A 22,253-nucleotide genomic window follows, 5' to 3' on the forward strand; every position below is an offset into this window, starting at 1 on the left:
CGATATTTTTGCGCCAGCACCGAATTCTTGCAGCAACGCCCTGTCTATCTGGCGGGGTGAAGCGCTAGCGCACAGCGTGTGCCATGGCTTTGCAGCAGTCTTTCACCAACCCTGCCAATGCGGGCGGGCTTGGTTATAATTGCAATAATATTGCATTTCTTGTCTTCATATCGTTTTCGGCACCATGAGGGGAGCGCGGGTGGGTCACACAGTCATTCGGCAGCGCAAGGACGGGTCGGGTTTCACGCTTCTGGTGATTGCACTGGCCATGGGCACGCTACTGGTGGGTTGCTCGAGCACCAGCAGCAACAGCGCGCGGGTGGTCGACCGCAATAACACCGTGCCCAAGCGCCCGGCGGTAACCACCGGGCAGTACATCGTCAAACCTGGCGATACGCTGTTCTCCATTGCCTTCCGTTATGGCTGGGACTACAAGGAACTGGCTGCGCGCAACGGCATCGCGGCGCCTTACACCATTCGCCCGGGGCAAGCGATTCGTTTCAGCAGCGGCTCTGCGGGCAGCACCACGGTGGTGTCCAGCCCGTCGTCGTCGAGCAAGACCACGGTCATCCGGCGGCCTGTAGGAAGCACCAGCACACCCCCTGCCAGCACCAGCAAACCGGCCACGCCGGCAGCCTCCAGCAGCGCCCCGGTGGTCGCCACGGTGCCTGCCGCGGAGCGCGCGGTAGGCGGCTGGACCTGGCCTGCCAATGGCGTGCTGATTGGAAAATTCGCTTCAAACGGTAGTTTGAATAAAGGCATTGATATCGCCGGTGATTTGGGACAGCCTGTTTTTGCTGCGTCTGATGGTGCAGTGGTGTACGCCGGGAGTGGCTTGAGGGGCTACGGCGAACTGATCATCATCAAGCACAGCGATACCTACGTCAGTGCCTACGGCCATAACCGCAGGCTGTTGGTTCGGGAGGGGCAGCAGGTCAAGGCAGGGCAGTCGATTGCTGAAATGGGGTCCACGGGCACAGATCGGGTGAAGCTGCATTTCGAGATTCGCCGCCAGGGCAAACCCGTCGATCCGCTCCAGTTCCTGCCACGTCGTTGACCGTTGTACCCGGCCTGTTCCTGTGATGTAGAGGGGACAGGCTCCAGCGCTGCCAGGGAGATAGGTGCCGCTCGAGTCTGAGTTCGAACTCAGCAAAGGACTATAACAATGGCTCTCAGTAAAGAAGTGCCGGAGTTTGACATCGACGATGACCTGCTTCTGATGGAGACGGGTATCGTTTTGGAAACGGATGTGGTGTCAGACGAACCTGCTGTATCTTCGGTTCGGACGAGGGCCAAGTCGGGCTCTTCGCTCAAGCAACACAAGTATATCGATTACAGCCGGGCGCTCGATGCCACCCAGTTGTATCTCAACGAGATCGGATTCTCGCCTCTGCTTTCGCCGGAAGAGGAAGTGCACTTTGCGCGCCTGTCGCAAAAGGGCGACCCTGCCGGCCGCAAGCGCATGATCGAAAGCAACCTGCGCCTGGTTGTAAAAATTGCCCGTCGTTACGTGAACCGCGGCCTGTCGCTGCTCGACCTGATCGAGGAGGGCAACCTGGGGCTGATCCGTGCCGTTGAGAAGTTCGACCCGGAGCGTGGTTTCCGGTTCTCGACCTATGCGACCTGGTGGATTCGCCAGACCATCGAGCGGGCGATCATGAACCAGACCCGCACCATTCGCCTGCCGATCCACGTGGTCAAGGAACTGAACGTCTACCTGCGCGCTGCGCGCGAGCTGACCCAGAAACTGGACCACGAACCCTCGCCAGAAGAAATCGCCACGCTGCTGGAGAAACCGGTCGCCGAGGTCAAGCGCATGCTGGGCCTGAACGAGCGGGTGTCTTCGGTGGATGTGTCGCTCGGCCCGGACTCGGACAAGACCCTGCTCGATACCCTGACCGACGATCGCCCGACCGACCCGTGCGAACTGCTGCAGGATGATGACCTGTCGCAGAGCATCGACCAATGGCTGGGCGAGTTGACCGACAAGCAGCGTGAAGTGGTGGTGCGCCGCTTTGGCCTGCGCGGGCATGAAAGCAGTACCCTGGAAGATGTCGGCCTGGAGATTGGCCTGACCCGTGAGCGGGTGCGGCAGATCCAGGTCGAGGGGCTCAAGCGTTTGCGTGAGATCCTCGAGAAGAACGGCCTGTCCAGTGAGTCGTTGTTCCAGTAGCGAAAGCCTGCAACACAAAGCGCCCCGATGATTTCGGGGCGTTTTTGTATGCCTGTTTGAGATTGCTGGGGGCGCTGCGCGCCCCTATCGCGACACAAGGTGCTCCTACAGAAGATCGCGTTTTGCCTGTAGGAGCGGCCTTGTGTCGCGAAAGGGCTGCAAAGCAGCCCCAAGACATTATGTACTGCGCTACCCCAGTAACATCGCGTGTAAGCCTTTGCTTACTTGTTTTGTAAGCCTTCTATGTACGCTTCAGTAAATCATTGTCGTATCCAGCTCCTGCGTTTTCCCAACTCATTGAAAAACCTGGCTTATTCAGCTGTGAGGAAATGTGTCACCTGCAACACCCTGTGAGGTTTAGCGGTTGCTCGCCCGGCTCAAGTCGCTAGTATTCGAACTGTGCACAGGGACATGCACAGGCTTTCAGGAGGAAAGCCAGGGACGTCGCAAGAGGCGATTTCATCAGGATGATGTTTGGGACAAGCAGGGACTACGGAAAAAATGTGGGCGGGTCAAACCGCCCCTTTTTTTTGCCCGCAGAAAACAAAAAAGGCCCCAAGGGGCCTTTTTCGTGTCCGGACGCTATCAGCGCTCCAGGTCTGCAATCTTGCCAGTCTTGCCATCCCACTCTTCAGCGTCCGGCAGGGCGTCCTTACGCTCGGTGATGTTCGGCCAGATTTCCGCCAGTTCGGCGTTCAGCTCGATGAAGTTCTCCATGCCCGCAGGCACTTCGTCTTCCGAGAAGATGGCTTGCGCTGGGCATTCCGGCTCGCACAGGGCGCAGTCGATGCACTCATCCGGGTGGATGACCAGGAAGTTCGGGCCTTCGTAGAAGCAGTCCACCGGGCAGACTTCCACGCAGTCGGTGTATTTGCATTTGATGCAGTTGTCGGTGACGACGAAGGTCATTTCTAATTCTCTCCTCAGGCGACGGCGGCGGCCCTTCCTCTCAGGGCCGCGCGGTTTGCGGGCATGTGGCTGCAGGCCAGGCTAATAACCTGCAGCACCAGCAAACCGCGGCGGATTCTACCAGCTTGTAGTGGGCGCCGTTATAACAGGTTCTTTAGTTGATATAGCATTTCGATAGCTTGACGCGGGGTCATGTCGTCCAACTGCAGCTTGCCCAGCTTCTCGATGGCCGGGTGTGGCAGGCTGGCGAACAGGTCGCTCTGGTGCGGGACCTGTGGCACGTCCTTGGCCTTTTGGGCCGGAGGCTGTTCATGCGGCAGGCTGGTGGTCTCCAGCCTTGCCAGGTGTTCACGGGCACGCTGGATGACGACCGTCGGCACGCCGGCCAGCTGCGCCACGGCCAGGCCGTAGCTCTGGCTGGCAGGGCCAGGCAGCACGTGGTGCAGGAACACGATGCGTTCGTTGTGCTCGGTGGCGTTCAGGTGCACGTTGGCCACCAGCGGCTCGCTTTCCGGCAGCACGGTGAGCTCGAAGTAGTGCGTGGCGAACAGCGTGTAGGCACGCAGCTGGGCCAGGCGCTCGGCGGCGGCCCAGGCCAGCGACAGGCCGTCGAAGGTACTGGTGCCACGGCCCACTTCGTCCATCAGCACCAGGCTGCGGTCGGTGGCGTTGTGCAGGATGTTGGCGGTTTCGCTCATCTCGACCATGAAGGTCGAGCGGCCGCCGGCCAGGTCGTCGCTGGAGCCGATGCGGGTGAAGATGCGGTCGACCAGCGACAGCTCACAGTTGGCAGCCGGCACGAAGCTACCGATATGCGCCAGCAGCACGATCAGGGCGGTCTGGCGCATGTAGGTGGACTTACCGCCCATGTTCGGGCCGGTGATGATCAGCATGCGTGTGCTGTTGTCCAGGCCCAGGTCGTTGGCCACGAACGGCGTGGTCAATACCTGTTCCACCACAGGGTGGCGGCCCTGCTCGATGCGCAGGCACGGCTCGTCGACGAAGCGCGGGCAGTTCAGGTCCAGGTTCAGTGCACGTTCGGCCAGGTTGCTGAGCACGTCCAGTTCGGCCAGGGCGGCGGCGCTGTCCTGCAGCGGTGCCAGGTGGCTGATCAAGGTTTCCAGCAGGGCGTCGTAGAGCATCTTTTCGCGGGCCAGGGCGCGGCTCTTGGCCGACAGGGCCTTGTCCTCGAACGCCTTCAGCTCCGGGGTGATGAAGCGCTCGGCGCCTTTCAGGGTCTGGCGGCGGATGTAGTCGCCCGGGGCCTGCTCGGCCTGCTTGGTCGGCAGCTCGATGAAGTAGCCATGCACCCGGTTGTAGCCGACCTTGAGGTTGGCCAGGCCGGTGCGGGCCTTTTCCCGGGCTTCCAGGTCGATCAGGAACTGGCCGGCGTTCTCGCTGATCGCCAGCAGCTCGTCCAGTTCGTTGTCATAACCGGCCTTGAGCACGCCGCCATCGCGGATCACCGCCGGCGGGTTGTCGATGATCGCCCGCTCCAGCAGGCTGGCCAGTTCGGGGTAGGTGCCGGTAATGGCGGCCAGGCGTGCCAGGTGCGGCGCCTCCAGCTCGGCCATGGCGTTCTGCAGCTCGGGCAGCGCGCCCAGGGCATCGCGCAGGCGAGCCAGGTCGCGTGGGCGGGCGTTGCGCAGGCCGATACGGGCGAGAATCCGCTCGATATCGCCAATTTCCTTGAGTTGCGGCTGCAGCTTCTCGAAGCGGTAGCCGTCGAGCAGGCAGCGGATCGAGTCCTGGCGTGCCTGCAGCACCTTGAGGTCGCGCAACGGGCGGTTCAACCAGCGGCTCAGCAATCGGCTGGCCATGGCGGTCTGGCAGCGGTCGATCACAGACTGCAGGGTGTTGTCACGGCCGCCGGCCAGGTTGATGTCCAGCTCCAGGTTGCGGCGGCTGGCGCCGTCGAGGATGACCGTGTCGTCCAGGCGTTCGTGGCGCAGGCTGCGCAGGTGCGGCAGGGCAGTGCGCTGGGTTTCCTTGGCGTAGATCAGCAGGCAACCGGCGGCGCCGATGGCCAGGGTCAGCTTGTCGCAGCCAAAGCCCTTGAGGTCCTTGGTCGCGAACTGCTGGCACAGGGCCTTGCGCGCCGAGTCGCGGTCGAAGTCCCAGGGCGCACGGCGACGGGCGCCCGGGCGTTTCTCGGCAGGCAGGTCGCGCGGCCAGTCGTCGGGGATCAGCAGCTCGACCGGGTTCAGGCGCTCGAGCTCGGCCAGCAGGTTTTCCCAGCCCTTGATCTCCTGCACGCTGAAGTTGCCACTGGTGATGTCCAGTACGGCCAGGCCGAACAGGCGCTCGTCACCGAGCAGCGCGGCAATCAGGTTGTCGCGACGCTCGTCGAGCAGGGCCTCGTCACTGACCGTACCCGGGGTGATGATGCGCACCACCTGGCGTTCCACCGGGCCCTTGCTGGTGGCGGGGTCACCAATCTGCTCGCAGATCACCACCGATTCGCCGAGCTTGACCAGCTTGGCCAGGTAGCCTTCCAGCGAATGGAACGGAATCCCGCACATGGGGATGGACTGGCCGGCCGACTGACCGCGCGCGGTCAGGGTGATGTCCAGCAGCTTTGCGGCTTTTTTCGCATCTTCGTAGAAGATCTCGTAGAAGTCGCCCATGCGGTAGAACATCAGCTGGTCCGGGTGCTGGTTCTTCAGCTTCCAGTACTGCTGCATCATCGGGGTGTGTGCGGAGAAGTCGGAAATTGCTTTATTCATCAAGGGCTTAGAAATTAGGTCTCAATATTGTGGGGCAAATTGGGGCGTTCTGTGTTGCATGCGCGACGCCGAGACCCACCGGATTTTCAAGCCGCATAGGTTAACACGGCTACCCGGCAGGCTGTACCTGCAAGTCCGGCGAGTGCACAGGGATGCGCTGAAGGCGGGTTGACATCATGGTGCCTCCATGGAGAATTGCCTGCCTTCGCCCATCAGGGATGGCTTGCCTGACGCATTCGCGGTGGCCCGCGACCCGGTAAAAAGATATTGCAACAGGTTGATTAGTGCAGTGAGCGCAATTCGTTTTGATGTAGATGCGGTTTTTTGTATTTCCCTCGACACCCGCGCTGACCGGCGCACGCTGTTCAGCGAAACCATCGGGCGACAGCTCGACAACGAAGTGCACTTTCATGTCGTCGAGAAAAACAGCGACCCCAAGCGCGGTTGCTACGAGTCCCATCAGCAACTGGCCCGTCATGCGCTGGACAATGGCCTCGATCGAATCCTGATCTTCGAAGACGATGCCAAGGCCTATGAGTTCGAACCTTCGCGGGTGCGCTGGGTAAACCGCTTCATGCAGAAACGGCCCTTCGAGGCCTTGCACCTGGGCTATTCCATGGGGCGAACCTGGCTGACCTGGTTCCCGTTCATCGCCCGCGGGCGGGTGGTGGCGCTGCATGCCTATGTGCTGTCGCGCGAGGGCTGCCGGATCCTGGCAGAGACGCCGTACGATGGCACCCCGGTGGATGTGGTGGTCAAGCACCGGATCCGCCAGCACTGCGTGTTCCCCATGATGTTCCGCCAGCACGCCGCCGCCGTGGCCGGTAGCGACCTGGAACAGGTGGTGCGCAATGAGGACGAGTGGTGGGAGCGCAACTGGGCCAAGCATCGTCGTTCACCGATGAAGAACATCTGGCGGACCGTGCTTCGGCTGAATTTCTGATTGGTGTGGGTCTCAGGCGCCAAAAATCCAGAAGCGAACATCCTCATGTCCGGCACGCCGCCAGACGCCCATTCCCCATCTCTGAAATGCTAGGGTAGAGGGCAGCCTTCAAGGAGCCCGACATGGACCCGATCACCACGCTTGCCACCCGCCTGGGTGAACACCTGCGCCGCTTCAACGCGCAGGTGACCACCGCCGAATCCTGCACCGGTGGCGGCATCGCCGAAGCCATCACCCGCGTGCCCGGCAGCTCGGCCTGGTTCGAGGCTGGGTACGTGACCTATTCCAACACCCAGAAAACCCGTCAGTTGGGAGTGCCCGCGGCGTTGTTCGGCCAGGTTGGCGCGGTCAGCCAGGAAGTGGTCGAAGCCATGGTCCGCGGCGCCCAGGCCGCCAGCGGCGCGCGCTTTGCCGTGGCGGTGAGCGGCGTGGCCGGGCCGGACGGTGGTTCGCCGGCCAAACCGGTGGGCACCGTGTGGCTGGCCTGGGGCGACGGCAACCATGTGTTCAGCGAGCGGCGCCAGTTCGACGGCGACCGCGAGGCGGTGCGCCGACAGACGGTGATCGCCGCGTTAGACGGCTTGTTACAGCTTGGTGCCGAGTAAATCGACGACAGGGGTTTGCGCGGGCGCTTGCCTGTGGAATAATACTGGCTACTTATACAGGTATTCCGGCCGTCAGGGCCAAGTCGAACACGTGAGGATTTCAATGGACGACAACAAGAAGCGCGCCTTGGCTGCGGCCCTGGGTCAGATCGAACGCCAATTCGGCAAGGGCGCCGTCATGCGCATGGGCGACCACGAGCGCCAGGCTATCCCTGCCATCTCCACCGGCTCGCTGGGCCTGGACATCGCCCTGGGCATTGGCGGCCTGCCAAAAGGCCGTATCGTCGAGATCTACGGCCCGGAATCGTCGGGTAAGACCACGCTGACCCTGTCGGTCATCGCCGAAGCCCAGAAAAACGGCGCCACCTGCGCCTTCGTCGACGCCGAACACGCCCTCGACCCCGAGTACGCCGGCAAGCTGGGCGTCAACGTCGACGACCTGCTGGTATCGCAGCCGGACACCGGCGAACAGGCCCTGGAAATCACCGACATGCTGGTGCGTTCCAACGCTGTTGACGTGATCATCGTCGACTCCGTGGCTGCTCTGGTACCGAAGGCCGAGATCGAAGGCGAGATGGGTGACATGCACGTGGGCCTGCAGGCGCGCCTGATGTCCCAGGCGCTGCGCAAGATCACCGGTAACATCAAGAACGCCAACTGCCTGGTCATCTTCATCAACCAGATCCGTATGAAGATTGGCGTGATGTTCGGCAGCCCGGAAACCACCACCGGTGGTAACGCCCTGAAGTTCTACGCCTCGGTGCGTCTGGATATCCGCCGTACTGGCGCGGTCAAGGAAGGCGACGAGGTGGTCGGTAGCGAAACCCGCGTCAAGATCGTCAAGAACAAGGTTTCGCCGCCATTCCGTCAGGCCGAGTTCCAGATCCTCTACGGCAAGGGTATCTACCGTAACGGCGAGATCATTGACCTGGGTGTTTCCCAAGGCCTGGTCGAGAAGTCCGGTGCCTGGTACGCCTACCAGGGCAACAAGATCGGTCAAGGTAAGGCAAACGCTGCCAAGTACCTGGCTGAGAACCCGGCTATTGGTGCCGAGATCGAGAAGCAGATTCGCGAGAAGCTGCTGACCTCTGGTGCTGTTGCGGCTGCTGGTAAGGCTGCTGCTGCCGAAGCCGATGCCGATGACATGGCCGACGCTGACGCCGGTTATTGATTGCGCGGTAGATAGCCGAACATGTCCGCCGTACTCGACACCCCCGTCGCCATTCGGCGGACAGCCATGGACCTGCTCGCGCGACGTGAGCACGGTCGCGTCGAGCTGACGCGCAAGTTGCGTCAGCGGGGCGCTTCGGACGAGCTGATCGAGCCTGAACTCGACCGGCTCGCCGAAGAAGGGCTGCTTAGCGAAGCCCGTTATCTCGAAAGTTTCATCCGATACCGTTCCAGCTCCGGCTACGGCCCTGCGCGTATTCGCGAAGAGCTAGGCCAGCGCGGTTTGGCGCGTGCTGATATCGAGCAGGCGCTACGCGAAAGCGAGGTGGATTGGGGCGAGCGCATGCGTGACGTTTGGCAGCGCAAGTTTGCTGGTCAGCGCCCGCAAGATCCCCGCAGCCGTGCCCAGCAGACCCGGTTTCTGGCTTACCGGGGTTTCCCCATGGACATGATGAGCCGCCTGCTCAGTGGGCGTGATATCGACGACTACTGAAAGCTGAGGCTGCTTCGCAGCCCTGTCGCGACACAAGGCCGCTCTCACAAAACTGCAAACTCATTGGTCTGGCACGGAACCTGTGGGAGCGGGTTTACCCGCGAACACCGGCGTAGCCGGTGCCATGTACCGCGTTGGATTCTTCGCGGCGGTTCGACGCCTCGATAAACCCGCTCCCACAGGGTGAATTGCGCCCCTGACGTTGGACACGGTATCAACTGACCTTCAACGCCTCCCTGGCCCGCTGTGTGGTATGCATGGGCTGCGGCTTGGCCCAGTTTTCCGGCAGGTTGATGAAGTCCACCAGCTCGCGCAGCCTGCCCTGGTCCCGGCCATTGAAGGCAAATGACAAACGGGTCAGGTGGCTGAAGTTGCCCACTTCGTGCTCGGCACTGCTGTCAGGTTGCTGGTGATACTTGCCACTCAGGCGCAAGTCGGCAAAGCCTTCCTGGATGTCATACAGCGCCGCCTCGCTGAGCGGGTGATGCATACGGATCACGAACTGGCTCTTCAGCCAGCGGCTGGAGTGGTAGTTGCTGTAGAACTGGTTGATTTCTTCCACTGCCTCGTCAGCGCTGTGCACCAGGCGCAGCAGTTTCAGGTCGCTGGGCAGGATGTAGCGGTTTTCCTCCAGTTGGCGGCTGATGAAGTCCAGGCAGTCGCGCCAGAAGCTGCCACCTGGCGAATCCAGCAGCACCACCGGTACCAGCGGGCTCTTGCCGGTCTGGATCAGGGTCAGCACCTCCAGCGCTTCATCCAGAGTGCCGAAACCACCCGGGCACAGCACCAGGGCATCGGCCTCCTTGACGAAGAACAGCTTGCGGATGAAGAAGAAATGGAACGGCAGCAGCTTGTCGGTGCCGTCCACCGTGGGGTTGGCGTGTTGTTCGAAGGGCAGGGTGATGTTGAACCCCAGGCTGTGGTCGCTGCCGGCGCCTTCGTGGGCAGCTGCCATGATGCCGCCGCCAGCACCGGTGATGACCATCAGGTCGGAGCGCGCCAAGGTTGCGCCCAGTTCGCGGGCCAGAGCGTACATCGGGTGCTCCAGCGGAGTGCGCGCCGAGCCGAACACGGTCACCTTGCGCCGGCCCTTGTAGCGTTCCAGGGTGCGGAACGAATGGTCCAGTTCGCGCAGGGCCTGCAGGGTGATCTTGGCGCTCCAGCGGTCGGTGTCGTCATGGGCCATGCGCAGGATGGTCAGCATCATGTCGCGGTACAGCGGCAGGTTGGGGCTGTTCGGTGCCACCAGTTGCAGTTGTGCGTCGATGTTGCTCAGGTCGATGTTGTTGTCGCGGAAGTGGCTGAACAGCAGTTCACTCGATTGGTAAGGCATGCAACGTCTCCTTCTGCACCAATACCTCTGACCTCAATCTAGACCCTTGCGCTCAATTGTGCCGGAGGGTTCGGCACAGCCGCCCGTCGGCATGCAGCCACGGGGGATGTGGGTTTGGTTAACTGGGTAAAGCGAAACGTGTCGATGCAGGAGGTGGCGGTATGCATCGCTTGATCATCGAAGTGGACCGGCAGCTTTACCAGCAGCTGGAGAATGCGGCCCAGGTGCATCACCTGAGCCTGGAAGCCGAGTGCCGGCGCAGGCTGTCGGGGCTGGAATGCCAGTCGCGCTACCTGCAGGCGCTGCTGGCAGAGATGCGCGCCGATGCCGCCGAAGGGCGCTGGCGCGCCCGTGAAGACGAGAAGGCGTAGCGATCGAAGTGTTGGTTACTTCTTCTTGTTGCCGGCCACGCAGCTGGCATTGTCGAACGCCTGGTCCATGATCGGCTGGTTGGTCTTGTAGACCGTGAAGCGGTAGACCATGACCGCGCCTTTGGACATCAGGTTGCGGAAACCGCTGTTACGGCAGACGCTGTCACCCAGCTGGCTGCGTACCTGTTCGGGGTTGGCCTGCATGCGCGCGGCATGGTCCTGGCGCACGCTCAGGTGGTTGACCAGTGCCTTGCCTTCCACGGTGTAACCCTGGTCGAGGATGTCCTCGTTGATGGCTCGCGGGGTGCCGACACTGCTCTCTTTGGCCACCTTCTGCAGCATGTTGTTCAGGTCGTATTCCTGCTTGGAAGCCGCCTGGGCTGCCAGGGGCAGGGCGAGCAGCAGGCTCAGGGCGGGGACGATACGGCGCAGCATGAATCTCTCCTGGTTCGATGACTGGCGCTTTGACATGCGCGGGTCGACGGCGTTCCCTGAAAATCGCGCAGGCGCGAGGCTGGGGTACGGTAAAAAACAGCGATTATAAGGACCGCGCCGCCACCTGCACAGCAATTGCCCCCTGTTCTGGTAGACTGGCGCCCTTAGTTTTTTCCGAGTCATCCTTGTGTCCATTCCCAACCTGTTCAGAGGCCTGCCGGCATGAGCCATGCGGTAGCGCGCCTGCGCGCCGAACGCCTGGCCCGCAGCAACAAGCCCTTCATCGCCCGTGGTTCGCGTGCCGAGCGCTGCCCCGATTGCCGGGTCATCGCCACTCATTGCCTGTGCGCCTGGAAGCCGCGGGTGCAGGCCGAATCCGGCGTGTGCCTGTTGATGCATGACACCGAGCCGCTGAAGCCCACCAATACCGGCTGGCTGATCGCCGACCTGATCGAGGACACCTCGGCCTTCGGCTGGCTGCGTACTTCGGTCGACGAACGCTTGCTGGCGTTGCTGGGCGATCCGCGTTGGCAGCCCTACATCGTTTTCCCTGGCGAATTCGTTGCCCAGGAGCGGGTGGTCAGCGAGGTAGTGCGCGAGCCGGGCAAGCGCCCGCTGTTCATCCTGCTGGATGCCACCTGGACCGAAGCGCGCAAGATGTTCCGCAAAAGCCCGTACCTTGACCGCTTCCCGGTGTTGAGCCTGCAGGCCGAGCAGATGTCTCGCTATCGCCTGCGCCGCTCCAAGCGCGACGATCACTTCTGCACCGCGGAAGTCGCCGCCATGTGCCTGGACCTGGCCGGCGATACCCAGGCCTCGCAGGCGCTGGACGCCTACCTGGATGTGTTCAGCCTGCATTACCTGAGCGGCAAGCGGCGCCTGCCGCTGGACGAGCAGGACGACACCCACCAGCGTTTGCATACCTTCCTATAGTCCAAGGGGCACAACCCCTGCTTTGGTTCATAATGACCCTTACCCGAGTGCCCGACACAGAACAGGATCCCCAGATCGATGGCCACTTACGAAATCCTGATTGCCGATGACCACCCGCTGTTCCGTGGCGCCTTGCGCCAGGCCGTTACCCTCGGCCTGGGCCCGGATGTACGCCTGGTTGAAGTCGCCAGCATTGCCGAACTGGAAACCCGTCTGAGCGAAAAAGCCGACTGGGACCTGGTATTGCTGGACTTGAACATGCCGGGTGCCTACGGTTTTTCCGGGCTGGTGCTGCTGCGCGGGCAATACCCGCAGATCCCCGTGGTGATGGTATCGGCGCAGGAAGAGGCCGCAGTGGTGGTCAAGTCCCGCGAGTTTGGCGCCAGTGGCTTCATTCCCAAGTCCAGCACCCTGGAAGTGATCCAGGATGCGGTGCGCAAGGTGCTCGACGGCGAGGTCTGGTGGCCGCCGCAGGCGTTCGAAAAGGTCGATGTCTCGGCCGAGGCCAAGGCCGCCAGCGAAGGCCTTGCCAGCCTCACGCCGCAGCAGTTCCGCGTGCTGACCATGGTCTGCGAAGGCTTGCTGAACAAGCAGATCGCCTATGAGCTGAACGTGTCGGAAGCGACCATCAAGGCCCACGTGACCGCGATCTTCCGCAAGCTGGGTGTGCGTACCCGCACCCAGGCGGCGTTGTTGCTGCAACAACTTGAATCGGTTGCCAGCAGCTGAGTGCGCGTGGCTTCACGCTTTTTTGACCCGTGCCGGTCTAGTCTGCTGGCCTTTCCGTTGTGAAGTGACTCACATGACATCGCCATTCAAGGGCCAGACCGGCCTCAAACGTATCCTCAACGCCGCCGGCTATTCGCTGGACGGCCTGCGCGCCGCCTTCAAGGGCGAGGCCGCGTTCCGCCAGCTGGTGCTGCTCAACGTGCTGTTGGTCCCGGTCGCCTTCTGGCTGCCGGTCAGCCGTGCGGAGCGGGCGATCATGATCGCCGTGTGCCTGTTGGGCCTGATCGTCGAACTCTTCAATTCGGCGGTGGAAGCAGCCATCGACCGCATTTCGCTGGAGCGCCACCCGCTGTCGAAAAACGCCAAGGACATGGGCAGCGCCGCGCAACTGGTGGCACTGACCATGGTGGCGCTGGTGTGGGGTGTGATCCTGCTTTAAGCGATTGGTGGCAATACGATCTCGTCACTGCGGGTGAAGCCCGCAGTGAAGTTGCGGCACAGTTCGAGAAATTCGCGCATGGCCGAGGTCTGGTACTTCTGTTTGTGCCAGATGAAGTAGAACTGGCGCATCAGGTCCAGCTCCGGGGTTTCTACCGCTACCAAGCTGCCGCGGCGGAAGGCGTCACGCAGGGCCAGGCGCGAGATGCAGCCGATGCCCAGGCCCGACTCCACCGCGCGCTTGATCGCTTCGGTGTGTTCCAGCTCCAGGCGGATGTTGAGGTTGGTGCGGTGGTGGCGCATGGCCTGGTCGAAGGTCAGGCGCGTGCCCGAGCCCTGTTCGCGCAGGATCCACGCTTCCTGGGACAAGGTCTGTACATCGGCGCGGCCCAGCTTGGCCAGCGGGTGCTGCGGCGCGCAGAACACCACCAGCTCGTCCTCGACCCAGGGCTGCACTTCCAGGTCCGGGTGGTTGCAATCGCCTTCGATCAGACCCAGATCAATTTCGTAATGCGCCACCTGTTGCACGATATGCGCAGTGTTCTGCACATGCAGCTTCACCTGGCTTTCCGGGTGCACCTGCATGAAGCTGCCGATCAGCAGGGTGGCCAGGTAGTTGCCGATGGTCAGCGTGGCGCCGACCGCCAGCGAGCCGAAACCGGACTTGCCGTTGAGCAGGTCTTCGATTTCCTTGGCCTGGTCGAGCAGGGCCACGGCCTGCGGCAACAGTTGCTGGCCCAGGGCGTTGAGGCTCAGGCGCTTGCCGGCGCGGTCGAACAGCTGGCAGCTGGACTGGCGCTCAAGCTCGGTGATCGAGGTGCTGGCGGCCGACTGCGACAGGGCCAGCACACTGGCGGCGCGCGAAACGCTCTGGTGCTGGGCCACGGCAACGAAGACTTGCAGCTGACGAAGTGTAAATCGCATATCGATATAACCGATAACACATATCTTGATAATCCAGTTAACAGATATTGTCGCTGCCCCTAAACTATCGCGCAACTGCGCGTCTTGCGCGCGCCGCGTCTTTCTTCAGGAGCCCCATTAAATGAGCAACATGAACCACGAACGTGTCCTCAGTGTGCACCACTGGAACGACACCCTGTTCAGCTTCAAGTGCACTCGCGACCCGGGCCTGCGCTTCGAGAACGGTCAGTTCGTGATGATCGGCCTGCAACAAGAAAGCGGCCGTCCGCTCATGCGCGCCTATTCCATCGCTTCGCCGAACTGGGAAGAGCACCTGGAGTTCTTCAGCATCAAGGTGCCGGACGGTCCGCTGACCTCGCAGCTGCAGCACCTGAAGGAAGGCGACGAGATCATCATCAGCAAGAAGCCTACCGGTACCCTGGTACTCGACGACCTGAACCCGGGCAAGCACCTGTACCTGCTGAGCACCGGCACTGGCCTGGCACCGTTCATGAGTGTCATCCAGGACCCGGAAACCTACGAGCGCTTCGAGAAAGTGATTCTGGTGCACGGCGTGCGCTACGTGAACGAAGTGGCCTACCGCGAGTTCATCACCGAGCACCTGCCGCAGAACGAATTCTTCGGTGAGTCGGTTCGCGACAAGCTGATCTACTACCCGACCGTGACCCGTGAACCGTTCGAGAATCAGGGCCGCCTGACCGACCTGATGCGCAGCGGCAAGCTGTTCAGCGACATCGGCCTGCCACCGATCAACCCGCAGGACGACCGCGCGATGATCTGCGGCAGCCCGAGCATGCTCGACGAGACCAGCGAAGTACTGGACAGCTTCGGCCTGAAGATCTCCCCGCGCATGCGCGAGCCGGGTGATTACCTGATCGAGCGTGCCTTCGTCGAGAAGTAAGGCGCAGGCTGATGCAAAGAGGGCGACCCTTGGGTCGCCTTTCTTGTGCCTGTGATCCATGTATCGCCTGTACCGGCCCTTTCGCGGGCTTGCCCGCTCCCACAGGGATATCACAAGGCCTGAGGTCAGTGGTACCCCTGTGGGAGCGGGCAAGCCCGCGAAAGGGCCGGCACAGGCAATACACAATCTATTCGACGCGCGTCTCGCCGCTATACACCAATATCTCCCGACACCGCTTGCACAGGTAGCGCCGCCCTTGGCGCACCAGCTTGTGGCGCTGCGCGGTAAACGGGAAGTCGCTTTGCGGGCACGGGCAGCGGTAGATGTAGCGGGTCACCACGCGCCGTTGCACTTCGTAGTTGTGGCAACGGTTGGGCGGCAGTTCATACACCCCGCGCATGATCAGCTGCCACTCCTCGCCATGGGCCTGGATGCGGTCGCCGAACAGCTGGTGGGCCACCAGGTGCGCCACTTCATGGGCCACGGTCTGGCGCAGGAAGTCTTCCTGGTTTTCGCGGTAAAGCTGCAGGTTGAAGCGCAGCAGGTTCTCGTGCAGGTGGGCGACACCGGCTTTTTGCCCGCGCAGCTTGAAGCTGACTTCCGGGCGCGGGAAGGGGCGTTTGAAGAAGGTTTCAGCTTGCTGGTAACAGGTTTCGACGCGTTGTCTGAGCAGCTCGGGCATGGCGGGGTGGTTCTCCTGACCGGGCATTATGCCGCAACCCCGGGCAGCCTGCCGAGCCACCGGTCAGCGCACAGCCAGGGGCCGCCTTGCGGCGGCCCCAGGTTGATGCCCCAGTGTTGGTCGAGTCTGTTCTAGTTGGTGTAGACGGGCCCCACGCCCAGTCCCCAGATGATCACCGTGGCAGCCATGATCGCCACCAGTACCACAAGGCCCACTGCCAGCACCGAGCTGGAGAACAGGAAGCCTTCGTCGGACGGTATGTTCATGAACGTCGGCAAGCCGACGTACAGCAGGTACACCGTGTAGCAGATGGCGGCGGTGCCGATCAGCATGCCCAGCCACAGGTGCGGGTACAGTGCCGCCAGGCCGCCGATGAACAACGGGGTGGCGGTGTAGGTGGCAAAGGCGATGCACTGTGCCATGGACGGGTTGGCATCGTAGGTGCGAGCCATCCAGTGGATGAACGCCCCCATTACCGCTACCCCGGCAAGCATCGCCAGGTACGACATGATGCTCATCCAGATGGCGCTTTCCATGGTCAGCATCACCGCTGGCCGGTCGCCGATCACCCAGCCGACCTGGGTGGTACCGATGAACGCCGAAATGGCGGGGATCGCAGCCAGGATCAGGGTGTGCGTCAGGTACATGTGGCTGATGGTTTCTTCTTCGCCACGAATTTCCCGCCATTCCTGGTCGGGATGGGTAAACAGCCCCACAACGTGATGAATCATGCCGATCACTCCTCTCAATGTTGCCAAACGCCCCCCAGATGGAGCGCAAGCGGCCCGAGGCCCGAACACCGAAGCAAGCGGTAATGTGGCCTTATGTCGCAGTATAGGAAGCCGTTACCCGCATAAACCGAGCTTTTTAGAGCAAATTGCGCTGTAAGGCGCGCTGTTGATTACAATGAAGTCTTTATCGGAATGCCTACAGCGCCGCCGCGTTTGTGCGTAAAATAGCCGGCTTTTGTCACACCTCGCGGATCCAAGCGCTATGGGCACCCTCTCGGTCAACCAGAACAAACTGCAAAAACGCCTGCGTCGTCTCGCCGGCGAAGCCATCACCGACTACAACATGATCGAGGATGGCGACAAGGTCATGGTCTGCCTGTCCGGCGGCAAGGACAGCTACACCATGCTCGACGTTCTGTTGCACCTGCAGAAGGTGGCACCGATCAAGTTCGAGATCGTCGCGGTGAACATGGACCAGAAGCAGCCGGGGTTCCCCGAGCATGTGCTGCCGGCCTACCTCAAGGAGCTGGGCGTCGAGTACCACATCGTCGAGAAGGACACCTACTCGGTGGTCAAGGAGCTGGTCCCCGAGGGCAAGACCACCTGCTCGCTGTGCTCGCGCCTGCGCCGTGGCACCCTGTACACCTTCGCCGACGAAATCGGCGCGACCAAGATGGCGCTGGGGCACCACCGCGACGATATCGTCGAAACCTTCTTCCTCAACATGTTCTTCAACGGCGCGCTCAAGGGCATGCCGCCGAAGCTGCGCGCCGACGATGGCCGCAACGTGGTGATCCGCCCGCTGGCCTACTGCAGCGAGAAGGATATCCAGGCCTACTCGGACATGAAGGAATTCCCGATCATCCCGTGCAACCTGTGCGGTTCGCAGGAAAACCTGCAGCGCCAGGTGGTCAAGGACATGCTGGTGGAGTGGGAGCGCAAGCACCCGGGGCGTACCGAGAGCATCTTCCGCGCCCTGCAGAACGTGGCGCCGTCGCAGCTGGCTGACCGCAACCTGTTCGACTTCACCAGCCTGAAGATCGACGAAAACGCTACCCCGCGTTTCCTTGACGTGCTGAACATCTGAGCCCATGCGCGATTACCAGTGGTTGCACGAGTACTGCCTGAACCGCTTCGGCTCGGCCCAGGCCCTGGAGGCCTTCCTGCCGCAGCCGCGCACACCGGTGCAACTGCGTGATATCAGCGACGACCGCTACCTGTCGACCTTGGCCCTGCGCGTGTTCCGCGCCGGGCTCAAGCACAGCCTGGTGGATGCCAAGTGGCCGGCGTTCGAGCAGGTGTTCTTCGGCTTCGACCCGGAGAAGGTGGTATTGATGGGCGCCGAGCACCTCGAGCGGCTGATGCACGACGAGCGCATCATCCGCCACCTGGGCAAGCTCAAGAGCGTGCCGCGCAATGCGCAGATGGTTCTTGACGTGGCCAAGGAGAAGGGCAGTTTCGGCGCCTTCATCGCCGACTGGCCGGTGACCGACATCGTCGGTTTGTGGAAGTACCTGGCCAAGCACGGCAACCAGCTGGGCGGGTTGTCGGCACCGCGCTTCTTGCGCATGGTCGGCAAGGACACGTTCATCCCTACCGATGACATGGCTGCGGCGTTGATTGCGCAGAAGGTGATCGACAAGCCGCCGACCAGCCAGCGGGACCTGGCCTTGGTGCAGCAGGCGTTCAACCAGTGGCATGCCGAGAGTGGGCGGCCGCTGTGCCAGTTGTCGGTGATGCTGGCGCATACCGTCAACCATTGAGATTTGTGTTGGCCCCTTCGCGGGCATGCCCGCTCCCACAGGTACAGCGCCGACCTCAAGTGTGGCGCGAACCCTGTGGGAGCGGGCAAGCCCGCGAAGAATCTAACGCCCTTCGCCGGCCATGCGCCGCTCGTGCTGGAACTTCCAGCGCACATACAGCAGCCCGGCAATGAACAGCCCCAGGCTCACCAGCACTTCAACCCAGCCAAATACCGCCCGCGCCGGGTCGAACGCCGCCAGCACGCCCTTGATGAAATAGATATTCACCACGAAGCAGGTCCAGGCATGTGCTCGGGCGCTGCCCGTCAGCACGCCCGGCAGCAACAGCAGCAACGGCACCAGTTCGATCGCCAGGATCACCTCGACCCGCGCCCCGTGCAGGTTGGCGAACCACAGGTTGTTCACCAGCAGCAGGGCGATCAGGCCGAAGAAGAACGCCAGGCTCAACGCTCGCGTCAGGCGCAGGCGCGGTGCCAGCCATTCCAGCGCCGGCAATACCTTGGGCTTCTTAGCCACGTGCGGCCTCCAGGGCCTTGGCGGTGGTCGCCAGGCGTTGGCCAAGGGCGCGGCACAGGGCTATCTCGTGCTGGTCGAGCTCGCGCTTGCCATCGGCGCCAGCATGATGGCTGGCGCCATACGGGGTGCCGCCGCCGCGGGTCTCGAGCAGTGCCGATTCGCTGTACGGCAGGCCCATTACCAGCATGCCGTGGTGCATCAGTGGCAGCATCATCGACAGCAGGGTGGTTTCCTGCCCGCCATGCAAGCTGGCGGTTGAGGTGAACACGCCCGCCGGCTTGCCGACCAGTTCACCGCCCAGCCACAGGCTGCTGGTGCCATCCAGGAAGTACTTGAGCGGCGCTGCCATGTTGCCGAAGCGGGTCGGGCTGCCCAGTACCAGGCCGGCGCAGTGGCGCAGGTCGTCCAGGGTGGCGTACAGCGCGCCACTGGCCGGGATGTCCGGGGCCACTGCTTCGCACTCTGTGGAAATCGCCGGCACCGTGCGCAGGCGGGCTTCCATGCCGGCCAGCTCGATGCCGCGGGCGATGTGCCGGGCCATCTCGCTGGTCGAACCGTGGCGGCTGTAATACAGCACCAGGATGTAGGGCTGGCTCACGGCAGGATCTCCAGTACTTTCTCGGGCGGTCGGCCGACCACGGCCTTGTCACCGACGACCAGGATCGGCCGCTCGATCAGCTTGGGGTGCCGGGCCATGGCCTCGATCAGTTGTGCGTCGGTCAGTGCCGGGTCGGCCAGGTTCAGCTCCTTGTACTCGTCCTCGCCGGTACGCAGCAGCTGGCGCGCGGCGATGCCCAGCTTGCCGAGCAGGGCCTTCAGGGTGGCAGCGTCGGGCGGGGTCTCGAGGTAGCGCACGATGGTCGGCGCCAGGCCGCGAGCTTCGAGCAGTTCCAGGGCGCCGCGGGATTTCGAGCAGCGCGGGTTATGATAGAGCGTGAGGTCGGTCATGTCGGGTCGCATCCAGCAGGGTGTGGCGGCTATTCTAACCGCAGCGACTGACCAATTTGCTTTAAAACTCGAGAAGGATTGACCCATGGCAAGGCGTCTGGCAGCAGTACTGGCCATCACCGCGAGCCTGTTGCTCGGTGGTTGCGGTGCCGATTATGGCGTGGACCAACACGGTAATACGGTTAAGGCCGAACAGATCGACGGGCACTGGCTGGTGCTCAACTACTGGGCCGAATGGTGCGGGCCGTGCCGTACCGAAATCCCTGAACTGAACGCGGCAGCCAAGCAGTGGGCGGCCGACGGTATCAAGGTGGTGGGGGTGAACTTCGATGGCTTGCAGGGGCAGGAGCTGAAGCAGGCTGCCGAAACCCTGGGCATCGCTTTCACCGTATTGGCGCAGGACCCGGCCGAGCGCTATGACCTGCCACGAAGCGAGGCATTGCCGGTGACCTACATCATCGATGACAAGGGCAAGGTGCGGGAACAGTTAATGGGTGAGCAGACCCTGGAAGGGCTGCAGGCCAAGATCAAGGCACTGAAGGGCGCCTGATGCATTTTGGGGCTGCTTTGCAGCCCATCGCGACACAAGGCCGCTCCTACAGGAGATCGCATTCCCCTGTAGGAGCGGCCTTGTGTCGCGATGGGCCGCAAAGCGGCCCCGGCAATATTCAGCCTTCCTCAGGCCAGAAGCGCAGCGGCTTGCCTTCGGCCGGCCAGAAACGCATCTGCTCGATAGGCGACACATCCCAGCGCTGCACTGTTTCCAGCGCCTGCAGGAAGCGCTTTTCCTGCTCCATCAACGCCGGTGCGCAGAGCTTGCGGGTCTTGCCGACCTTGCCGAAGCTCAGGTGCTCGCCGTCCAGTGTGTACGGCGCGAACCAGTGGTTGCAGCCGCCATTGCCATAGGCACGGCCATCGCTGGCCAAGGTCAGGGTCAGGTGGCTGTAGTCGATCAGCGGCCGTTCGCCAATCCACTCCAGCACGTAGCTGCGCTCCTGCTGCAGCTTGGAAGGTTCCGCGGCGCAGCCGAGCAGGCCGGTGGCAATCAGCACGCCGGTCAGCAGATTCTTCACTCGGCGCTCTCCTGGCAACGCGGGCACAGGTGTTTTTCGCCACGGCTGGCCCAGCCCAGCTCGGCAATGCGCGCGCTGGCGGCAGGCTGACGGGCTTTCTTGCCCAGCTTGGCGTCCACCGCGAACTCGAAGTCCAGCACGGCGTCGCAGCTGTCGCACGCAACCTGCCAGGTGAGGATTTCGAGCTCGTTGAACACCGGGCCGCTGGCCACGGCAACCCACTGGCCGCGTGGGTTGATCAGGTGGCGCACGCTCTCCACTGTCAGTCGCATGGACAAGTCCTTGCTGCCCTTGAGGGTGACCAGCAGGGTGTCGCCTTTGTGCATCGAACCGCCGTTGCCGGTGACCTGATAGCGGCCCGGCACCAGGGCGCGGCACTCGATCAGGGTGTGTTGCGGGTTGAAAAGGGTGTAGCGGAAATCGTGCTCGACCATGGGTCCTCCAGAAATGCCGCGTATCCTAGCACTAACCCATCACCAGATTCTGTGGATTGCCTGCCGCCCAGCGGTTGATGTTGTCCAGCGTGGTCGCGGCGATGGCATCCAGTGCCTCGCGGGTAAGGAACGCCTGGTGGGCAGTGATGATCACGTTGGGGAAGGTCAGCAGGCGGGCCAGTACGTCGTCCTGCAGCGGCAGGTCGGAGCGGTCTTCGAAGAACAGCTGGGCTTCTTCTTCGTAGACGTCCAGGCCCAGGTAGCCGAGCTGGCCGCTCTTCAGCGCGTCGATCAGCGCCGGGGTGTCGACCAGCGCGCCGCGGCCGGTGTTGATCAGCATGGCGCCGGGCTGCAGCTGGGCCAGGCTTTGTGCATTGATAAGGTGCCGGGTGTGCTCGGTCAGCGGGCAGTGCAGGCTGATGACGCGGGCTTCGCGCAGCAGTTCGGGCAATGGCAGGTAGCGCGCGCCCAAGGCCAACAGGTCTGGGTTGGGGTAAGGGTCATAGGCCAGCAACTGGCAGCCGAAACCGGCCATGATGCGGGCAAAGGCGGTGCCTATCTGGCCGGTACCGACCACGCCGACGGTCTTGCCGTGCAGGTCGAAGCCGGTCAGCCCGTGCAGGGTGAAGTCACCCTCGCGGGTGCGGTTGTAGGCCCGGTGCAGGCGCCGGTTCAGGGCCAGGATCAGCGCCACGGCGTGTTCGGCCACGGCGTGCGGCGAGTAGGCCGGCACCCGCACTACGGTCAGGCCCAGGCGCTGGGCGGCGGCCAGGTCGACATGGTTGTAGCCGGCCGAACGCAGGGCGACCAGGCGCGTGCCGCCTGCGGCCAGGCGTTGCAGCACCTGGGCGTCGAGCTCGTCATTGATGAAGGCGCAGACCACCTCGTAGCCATCGGCCAGGGCAGCGGTGTCGAGGGTCAGGCGGGCAGGCTGGAAGTGCAGGTCCAGGGTGGTGCCGCTGGCGGCACGGGTGAAGCTTTCCTGGTCGTAGTGCTGGCTGCTGAACAACAGGGCGCGCATGG

Annotated in this window: 27 protein-coding genes; 14 read left to right on the plus strand and 13 right to left on the minus strand. The window is 62.7% G+C overall.

The features are described 5' to 3' along the window. The first annotated feature begins 199 nt into the window (after window positions 1-199). Window positions 200-1,057, plus strand: coding sequence for a peptidoglycan DD-metalloendopeptidase family protein (locus C163_RS05745; RefSeq protein ID WP_025337992.1), 858 nt, complete (start codon window positions 200-202; stop codon window positions 1,055-1,057). A gap of 108 nt (window positions 1,058-1,165) precedes the next feature. After that, window positions 1,166-2,173 carry an RNA polymerase sigma factor RpoS gene (gene rpoS, locus C163_RS05750; RefSeq protein WP_013971277.1) on the plus strand — a complete coding sequence of 336 codons (1,008 nt, stop codon included), beginning with the start codon at window positions 1,166-1,168 and terminating at the stop codon, window positions 2,171-2,173. 585 nt (window positions 2,174-2,758) lie between these two features. Here the strand turns inward: rpoS and fdxA are convergent. Both fdxA and mutS read right to left on the minus strand, forming a co-directional pair. After that, a complete protein-coding gene (fdxA, locus tag C163_RS05755) occupies window positions 2,759-3,082 on the minus strand; it encodes a ferredoxin FdxA (RefSeq protein ID WP_004375459.1) in 324 nt (107 codons plus the stop codon). A 140-nt stretch (window positions 3,083-3,222) separates the two neighbouring features. Continuing rightward, complete coding sequence (mutS, locus tag C163_RS05760) at window positions 3,223-5,796, minus strand: DNA mismatch repair protein MutS (RefSeq protein ID WP_025337993.1); 2,574 nt, start codon at window positions 5,794-5,796, stop codon at window positions 3,223-3,225. 301 nt (window positions 5,797-6,097) lie between these two features. Here mutS and C163_RS05765 point away from each other — a divergent pair, with 301 nt between their 5' ends. From C163_RS05765 to recX, 4 genes are all read left to right on the plus strand, one after another. Next, window positions 6,098-6,751 carry a hypothetical protein gene (locus C163_RS05765; protein ID WP_025337994.1) on the plus strand — a complete coding sequence of 218 codons (654 nt, stop codon included), beginning with the start codon at window positions 6,098-6,100 and terminating at the stop codon, window positions 6,749-6,751. Window positions 6,752-6,873: 122 nt separating this feature from the next. Further along, complete coding sequence (locus C163_RS05770; protein WP_025337995.1) at window positions 6,874-7,356, plus strand: CinA family protein; 483 nt, start codon at window positions 6,874-6,876, stop codon at window positions 7,354-7,356. Window positions 7,357-7,459: 103 nt separating this feature from the next. Continuing rightward, window positions 7,460-8,527: a recombinase RecA gene (gene recA, locus C163_RS05775; RefSeq protein WP_015269214.1), complete on the plus strand. Its 1,068-nt coding sequence runs from the start codon at window positions 7,460-7,462 to the stop codon at window positions 8,525-8,527. Window positions 8,528-8,548: 21 nt separating this feature from the next. Continuing rightward, the gene (recX, locus tag C163_RS05780; RefSeq protein WP_025337996.1) at window positions 8,549-9,019 is read left to right on the plus strand and encodes a recombination regulator RecX; all 471 of its coding nucleotides are present in this window, start codon (window positions 8,549-8,551) and stop codon (window positions 9,017-9,019) included. A 214-nt stretch (window positions 9,020-9,233) separates the two neighbouring features. Here the strand turns inward: recX and C163_RS05785 are convergent, their stop codons facing one another. After that, a complete protein-coding gene (locus C163_RS05785; RefSeq protein ID WP_025337997.1) occupies window positions 9,234-10,352 on the minus strand; it encodes an LOG family protein in 1,119 nt (372 codons plus the stop codon). Window positions 10,353-10,513: 161 nt separating this feature from the next. On the opposite strand from C163_RS05785, the gene C163_RS05790 reads away from it, so the two are divergent. Further along, a complete protein-coding gene (locus C163_RS05790) occupies window positions 10,514-10,723 on the plus strand; it encodes a hypothetical protein (RefSeq protein ID WP_025337998.1) in 210 nt (69 codons plus the stop codon). A 15-nt stretch (window positions 10,724-10,738) separates the two neighbouring features. On the opposite strand, the gene C163_RS05795 is transcribed toward C163_RS05790, so the two are convergent. After that, a complete protein-coding gene (locus C163_RS05795) occupies window positions 10,739-11,158 on the minus strand; it encodes a quorum-sensing-regulated virulence factor family protein (RefSeq protein ID WP_013971343.1) in 420 nt (139 codons plus the stop codon). A gap of 222 nt (window positions 11,159-11,380) precedes the next feature. Between C163_RS05795 and C163_RS05800 the strand changes: the two genes are divergently transcribed. From C163_RS05800 to C163_RS05810, 3 genes are all read left to right on the plus strand, one after another. After that, window positions 11,381-12,091, plus strand: coding sequence for a tRNA-uridine aminocarboxypropyltransferase (locus C163_RS05800; protein WP_025337999.1), 711 nt, complete (start codon window positions 11,381-11,383; stop codon window positions 12,089-12,091). Window positions 12,092-12,169: 78 nt separating this feature from the next. After that, window positions 12,170-12,820, plus strand: a complete 651-nt coding sequence (erdR, locus tag C163_RS05805; protein ID WP_025338000.1) for a response regulator transcription factor ErdR — start codon at window positions 12,170-12,172, stop codon at window positions 12,818-12,820. 73 nt (window positions 12,821-12,893) lie between these two features. Beyond that, the gene (locus tag C163_RS05810) at window positions 12,894-13,259 is read left to right on the plus strand and encodes a diacylglycerol kinase (protein ID WP_025338001.1); all 366 of its coding nucleotides are present in this window, start codon (window positions 12,894-12,896) and stop codon (window positions 13,257-13,259) included. Here C163_RS05810 and finR read toward each other — a convergent pair. Further along, on the minus strand, window positions 13,256-14,182 hold the full coding sequence (gene finR / locus C163_RS05815; RefSeq protein ID WP_004375481.1) for a LysR family transcriptional regulator FinR: 927 nt from the start codon (window positions 14,180-14,182) through the stop codon (window positions 13,256-13,258). The genes C163_RS05810 and finR overlap by 4 nt on opposite strands. Window positions 14,183-14,303: 121 nt before the next feature. On the opposite strand from finR, the gene fpr reads away from it, so the two are divergent. Beyond that, complete coding sequence (fpr, locus tag C163_RS05820) at window positions 14,304-15,083, plus strand: ferredoxin-NADP reductase (protein ID WP_004375483.1); 780 nt, start codon at window positions 14,304-14,306, stop codon at window positions 15,081-15,083. A gap of 187 nt (window positions 15,084-15,270) precedes the next feature. Here fpr and C163_RS05825 read toward each other — a convergent pair whose 3' ends face one another. After that, window positions 15,271-15,765, minus strand: coding sequence for a SprT family zinc-dependent metalloprotease (locus C163_RS05825; RefSeq protein ID WP_025338002.1), 495 nt, complete (start codon window positions 15,763-15,765; stop codon window positions 15,271-15,273). Window positions 15,766-15,896: 131 nt separating this feature from the next. Beyond that, on the minus strand, window positions 15,897-16,496 hold the full coding sequence (locus C163_RS05830; protein WP_012270925.1) for a Yip1 family protein: 600 nt from the start codon (window positions 16,494-16,496) through the stop codon (window positions 15,897-15,899). 262 nt (window positions 16,497-16,758) lie between these two features. On the opposite strand from C163_RS05830, the gene ttcA reads away from it, so the two are divergent. Both ttcA and C163_RS05840 read left to right on the plus strand, forming a co-directional pair. After that, a complete protein-coding gene (gene ttcA, locus C163_RS05835; protein ID WP_012270926.1) occupies window positions 16,759-17,583 on the plus strand; it encodes a tRNA 2-thiocytidine(32) synthetase TtcA in 825 nt (274 codons plus the stop codon). Window positions 17,584-17,587: 4 nt separating this feature from the next. After that, window positions 17,588-18,259, plus strand: coding sequence for a DNA-3-methyladenine glycosylase I (locus tag C163_RS05840; RefSeq protein ID WP_025338003.1), 672 nt, complete (start codon window positions 17,588-17,590; stop codon window positions 18,257-18,259). Window positions 18,260-18,361: 102 nt separating this feature from the next. On the opposite strand, the gene C163_RS05845 is transcribed toward C163_RS05840, so the two are convergent. The 3 genes from C163_RS05845 to arsC are packed head-to-tail and all read right to left on the minus strand — an operon-like array spanning window position 18,362 to window position 19,723. Beyond that, window positions 18,362-18,775, minus strand: coding sequence for a DUF2069 domain-containing protein (locus C163_RS05845; RefSeq protein ID WP_025338004.1), 414 nt, complete (start codon window positions 18,773-18,775; stop codon window positions 18,362-18,364). Then, the gene (gene wrbA, locus C163_RS05850) at window positions 18,768-19,373 is read right to left on the minus strand and encodes an NAD(P)H:quinone oxidoreductase (RefSeq protein ID WP_025338005.1); all 606 of its coding nucleotides are present in this window, start codon (window positions 19,371-19,373) and stop codon (window positions 18,768-18,770) included. Before wrbA ends, C163_RS05845 begins: the two co-directional genes overlap by 8 nt. Continuing rightward, complete coding sequence (gene arsC, locus C163_RS05855) at window positions 19,370-19,723, minus strand: arsenate reductase (glutaredoxin) (protein ID WP_025338006.1); 354 nt, start codon at window positions 19,721-19,723, stop codon at window positions 19,370-19,372. The genes wrbA and arsC overlap by 4 nt, the downstream gene beginning before the upstream one ends. Window positions 19,724-19,808: 85 nt before the next feature. Here arsC and C163_RS05860 point away from each other — a divergent pair, with 85 nt between their 5' ends. Beyond that, window positions 19,809-20,273 carry a TlpA disulfide reductase family protein gene (locus C163_RS05860; protein ID WP_015269224.1) on the plus strand — a complete coding sequence of 155 codons (465 nt, stop codon included), beginning with the start codon at window positions 19,809-19,811 and terminating at the stop codon, window positions 20,271-20,273. Window positions 20,274-20,391: 118 nt separating this feature from the next. On the opposite strand, the gene C163_RS05865 is transcribed toward C163_RS05860, so the two are convergent. Genes C163_RS05865 through C163_RS05875 form a run of 3 tightly spaced genes read right to left on the minus strand, consistent with a single transcriptional unit; the run spans window position 20,392 to window position 22,251 of the window. Further along, window positions 20,392-20,796, minus strand: coding sequence for an META domain-containing protein (locus tag C163_RS05865; RefSeq protein ID WP_004375489.1), 405 nt, complete (start codon window positions 20,794-20,796; stop codon window positions 20,392-20,394). Continuing rightward, window positions 20,793-21,230, minus strand: coding sequence for a hypothetical protein (locus C163_RS05870; protein WP_013971353.1), 438 nt, complete (start codon window positions 21,228-21,230; stop codon window positions 20,793-20,795). The genes C163_RS05865 and C163_RS05870 overlap by 4 nt, the downstream gene beginning before the upstream one ends. Window positions 21,231-21,261: 31 nt before the next feature. Next, window positions 21,262-22,251, minus strand: coding sequence for a 2-hydroxyacid dehydrogenase (locus C163_RS05875; RefSeq protein WP_025338007.1), 990 nt, complete (start codon window positions 22,249-22,251; stop codon window positions 21,262-21,264). Window positions 22,252-22,253 lie beyond the last annotated feature (2 nt).

It is taken from the genome of Pseudomonas sp. FGI182 (genome assembly GCF_000511325.1).
Taxonomy (GTDB): Bacteria; Pseudomonadota; Gammaproteobacteria; order Pseudomonadales; family Pseudomonadaceae; genus Aquipseudomonas; species Aquipseudomonas putida_Z.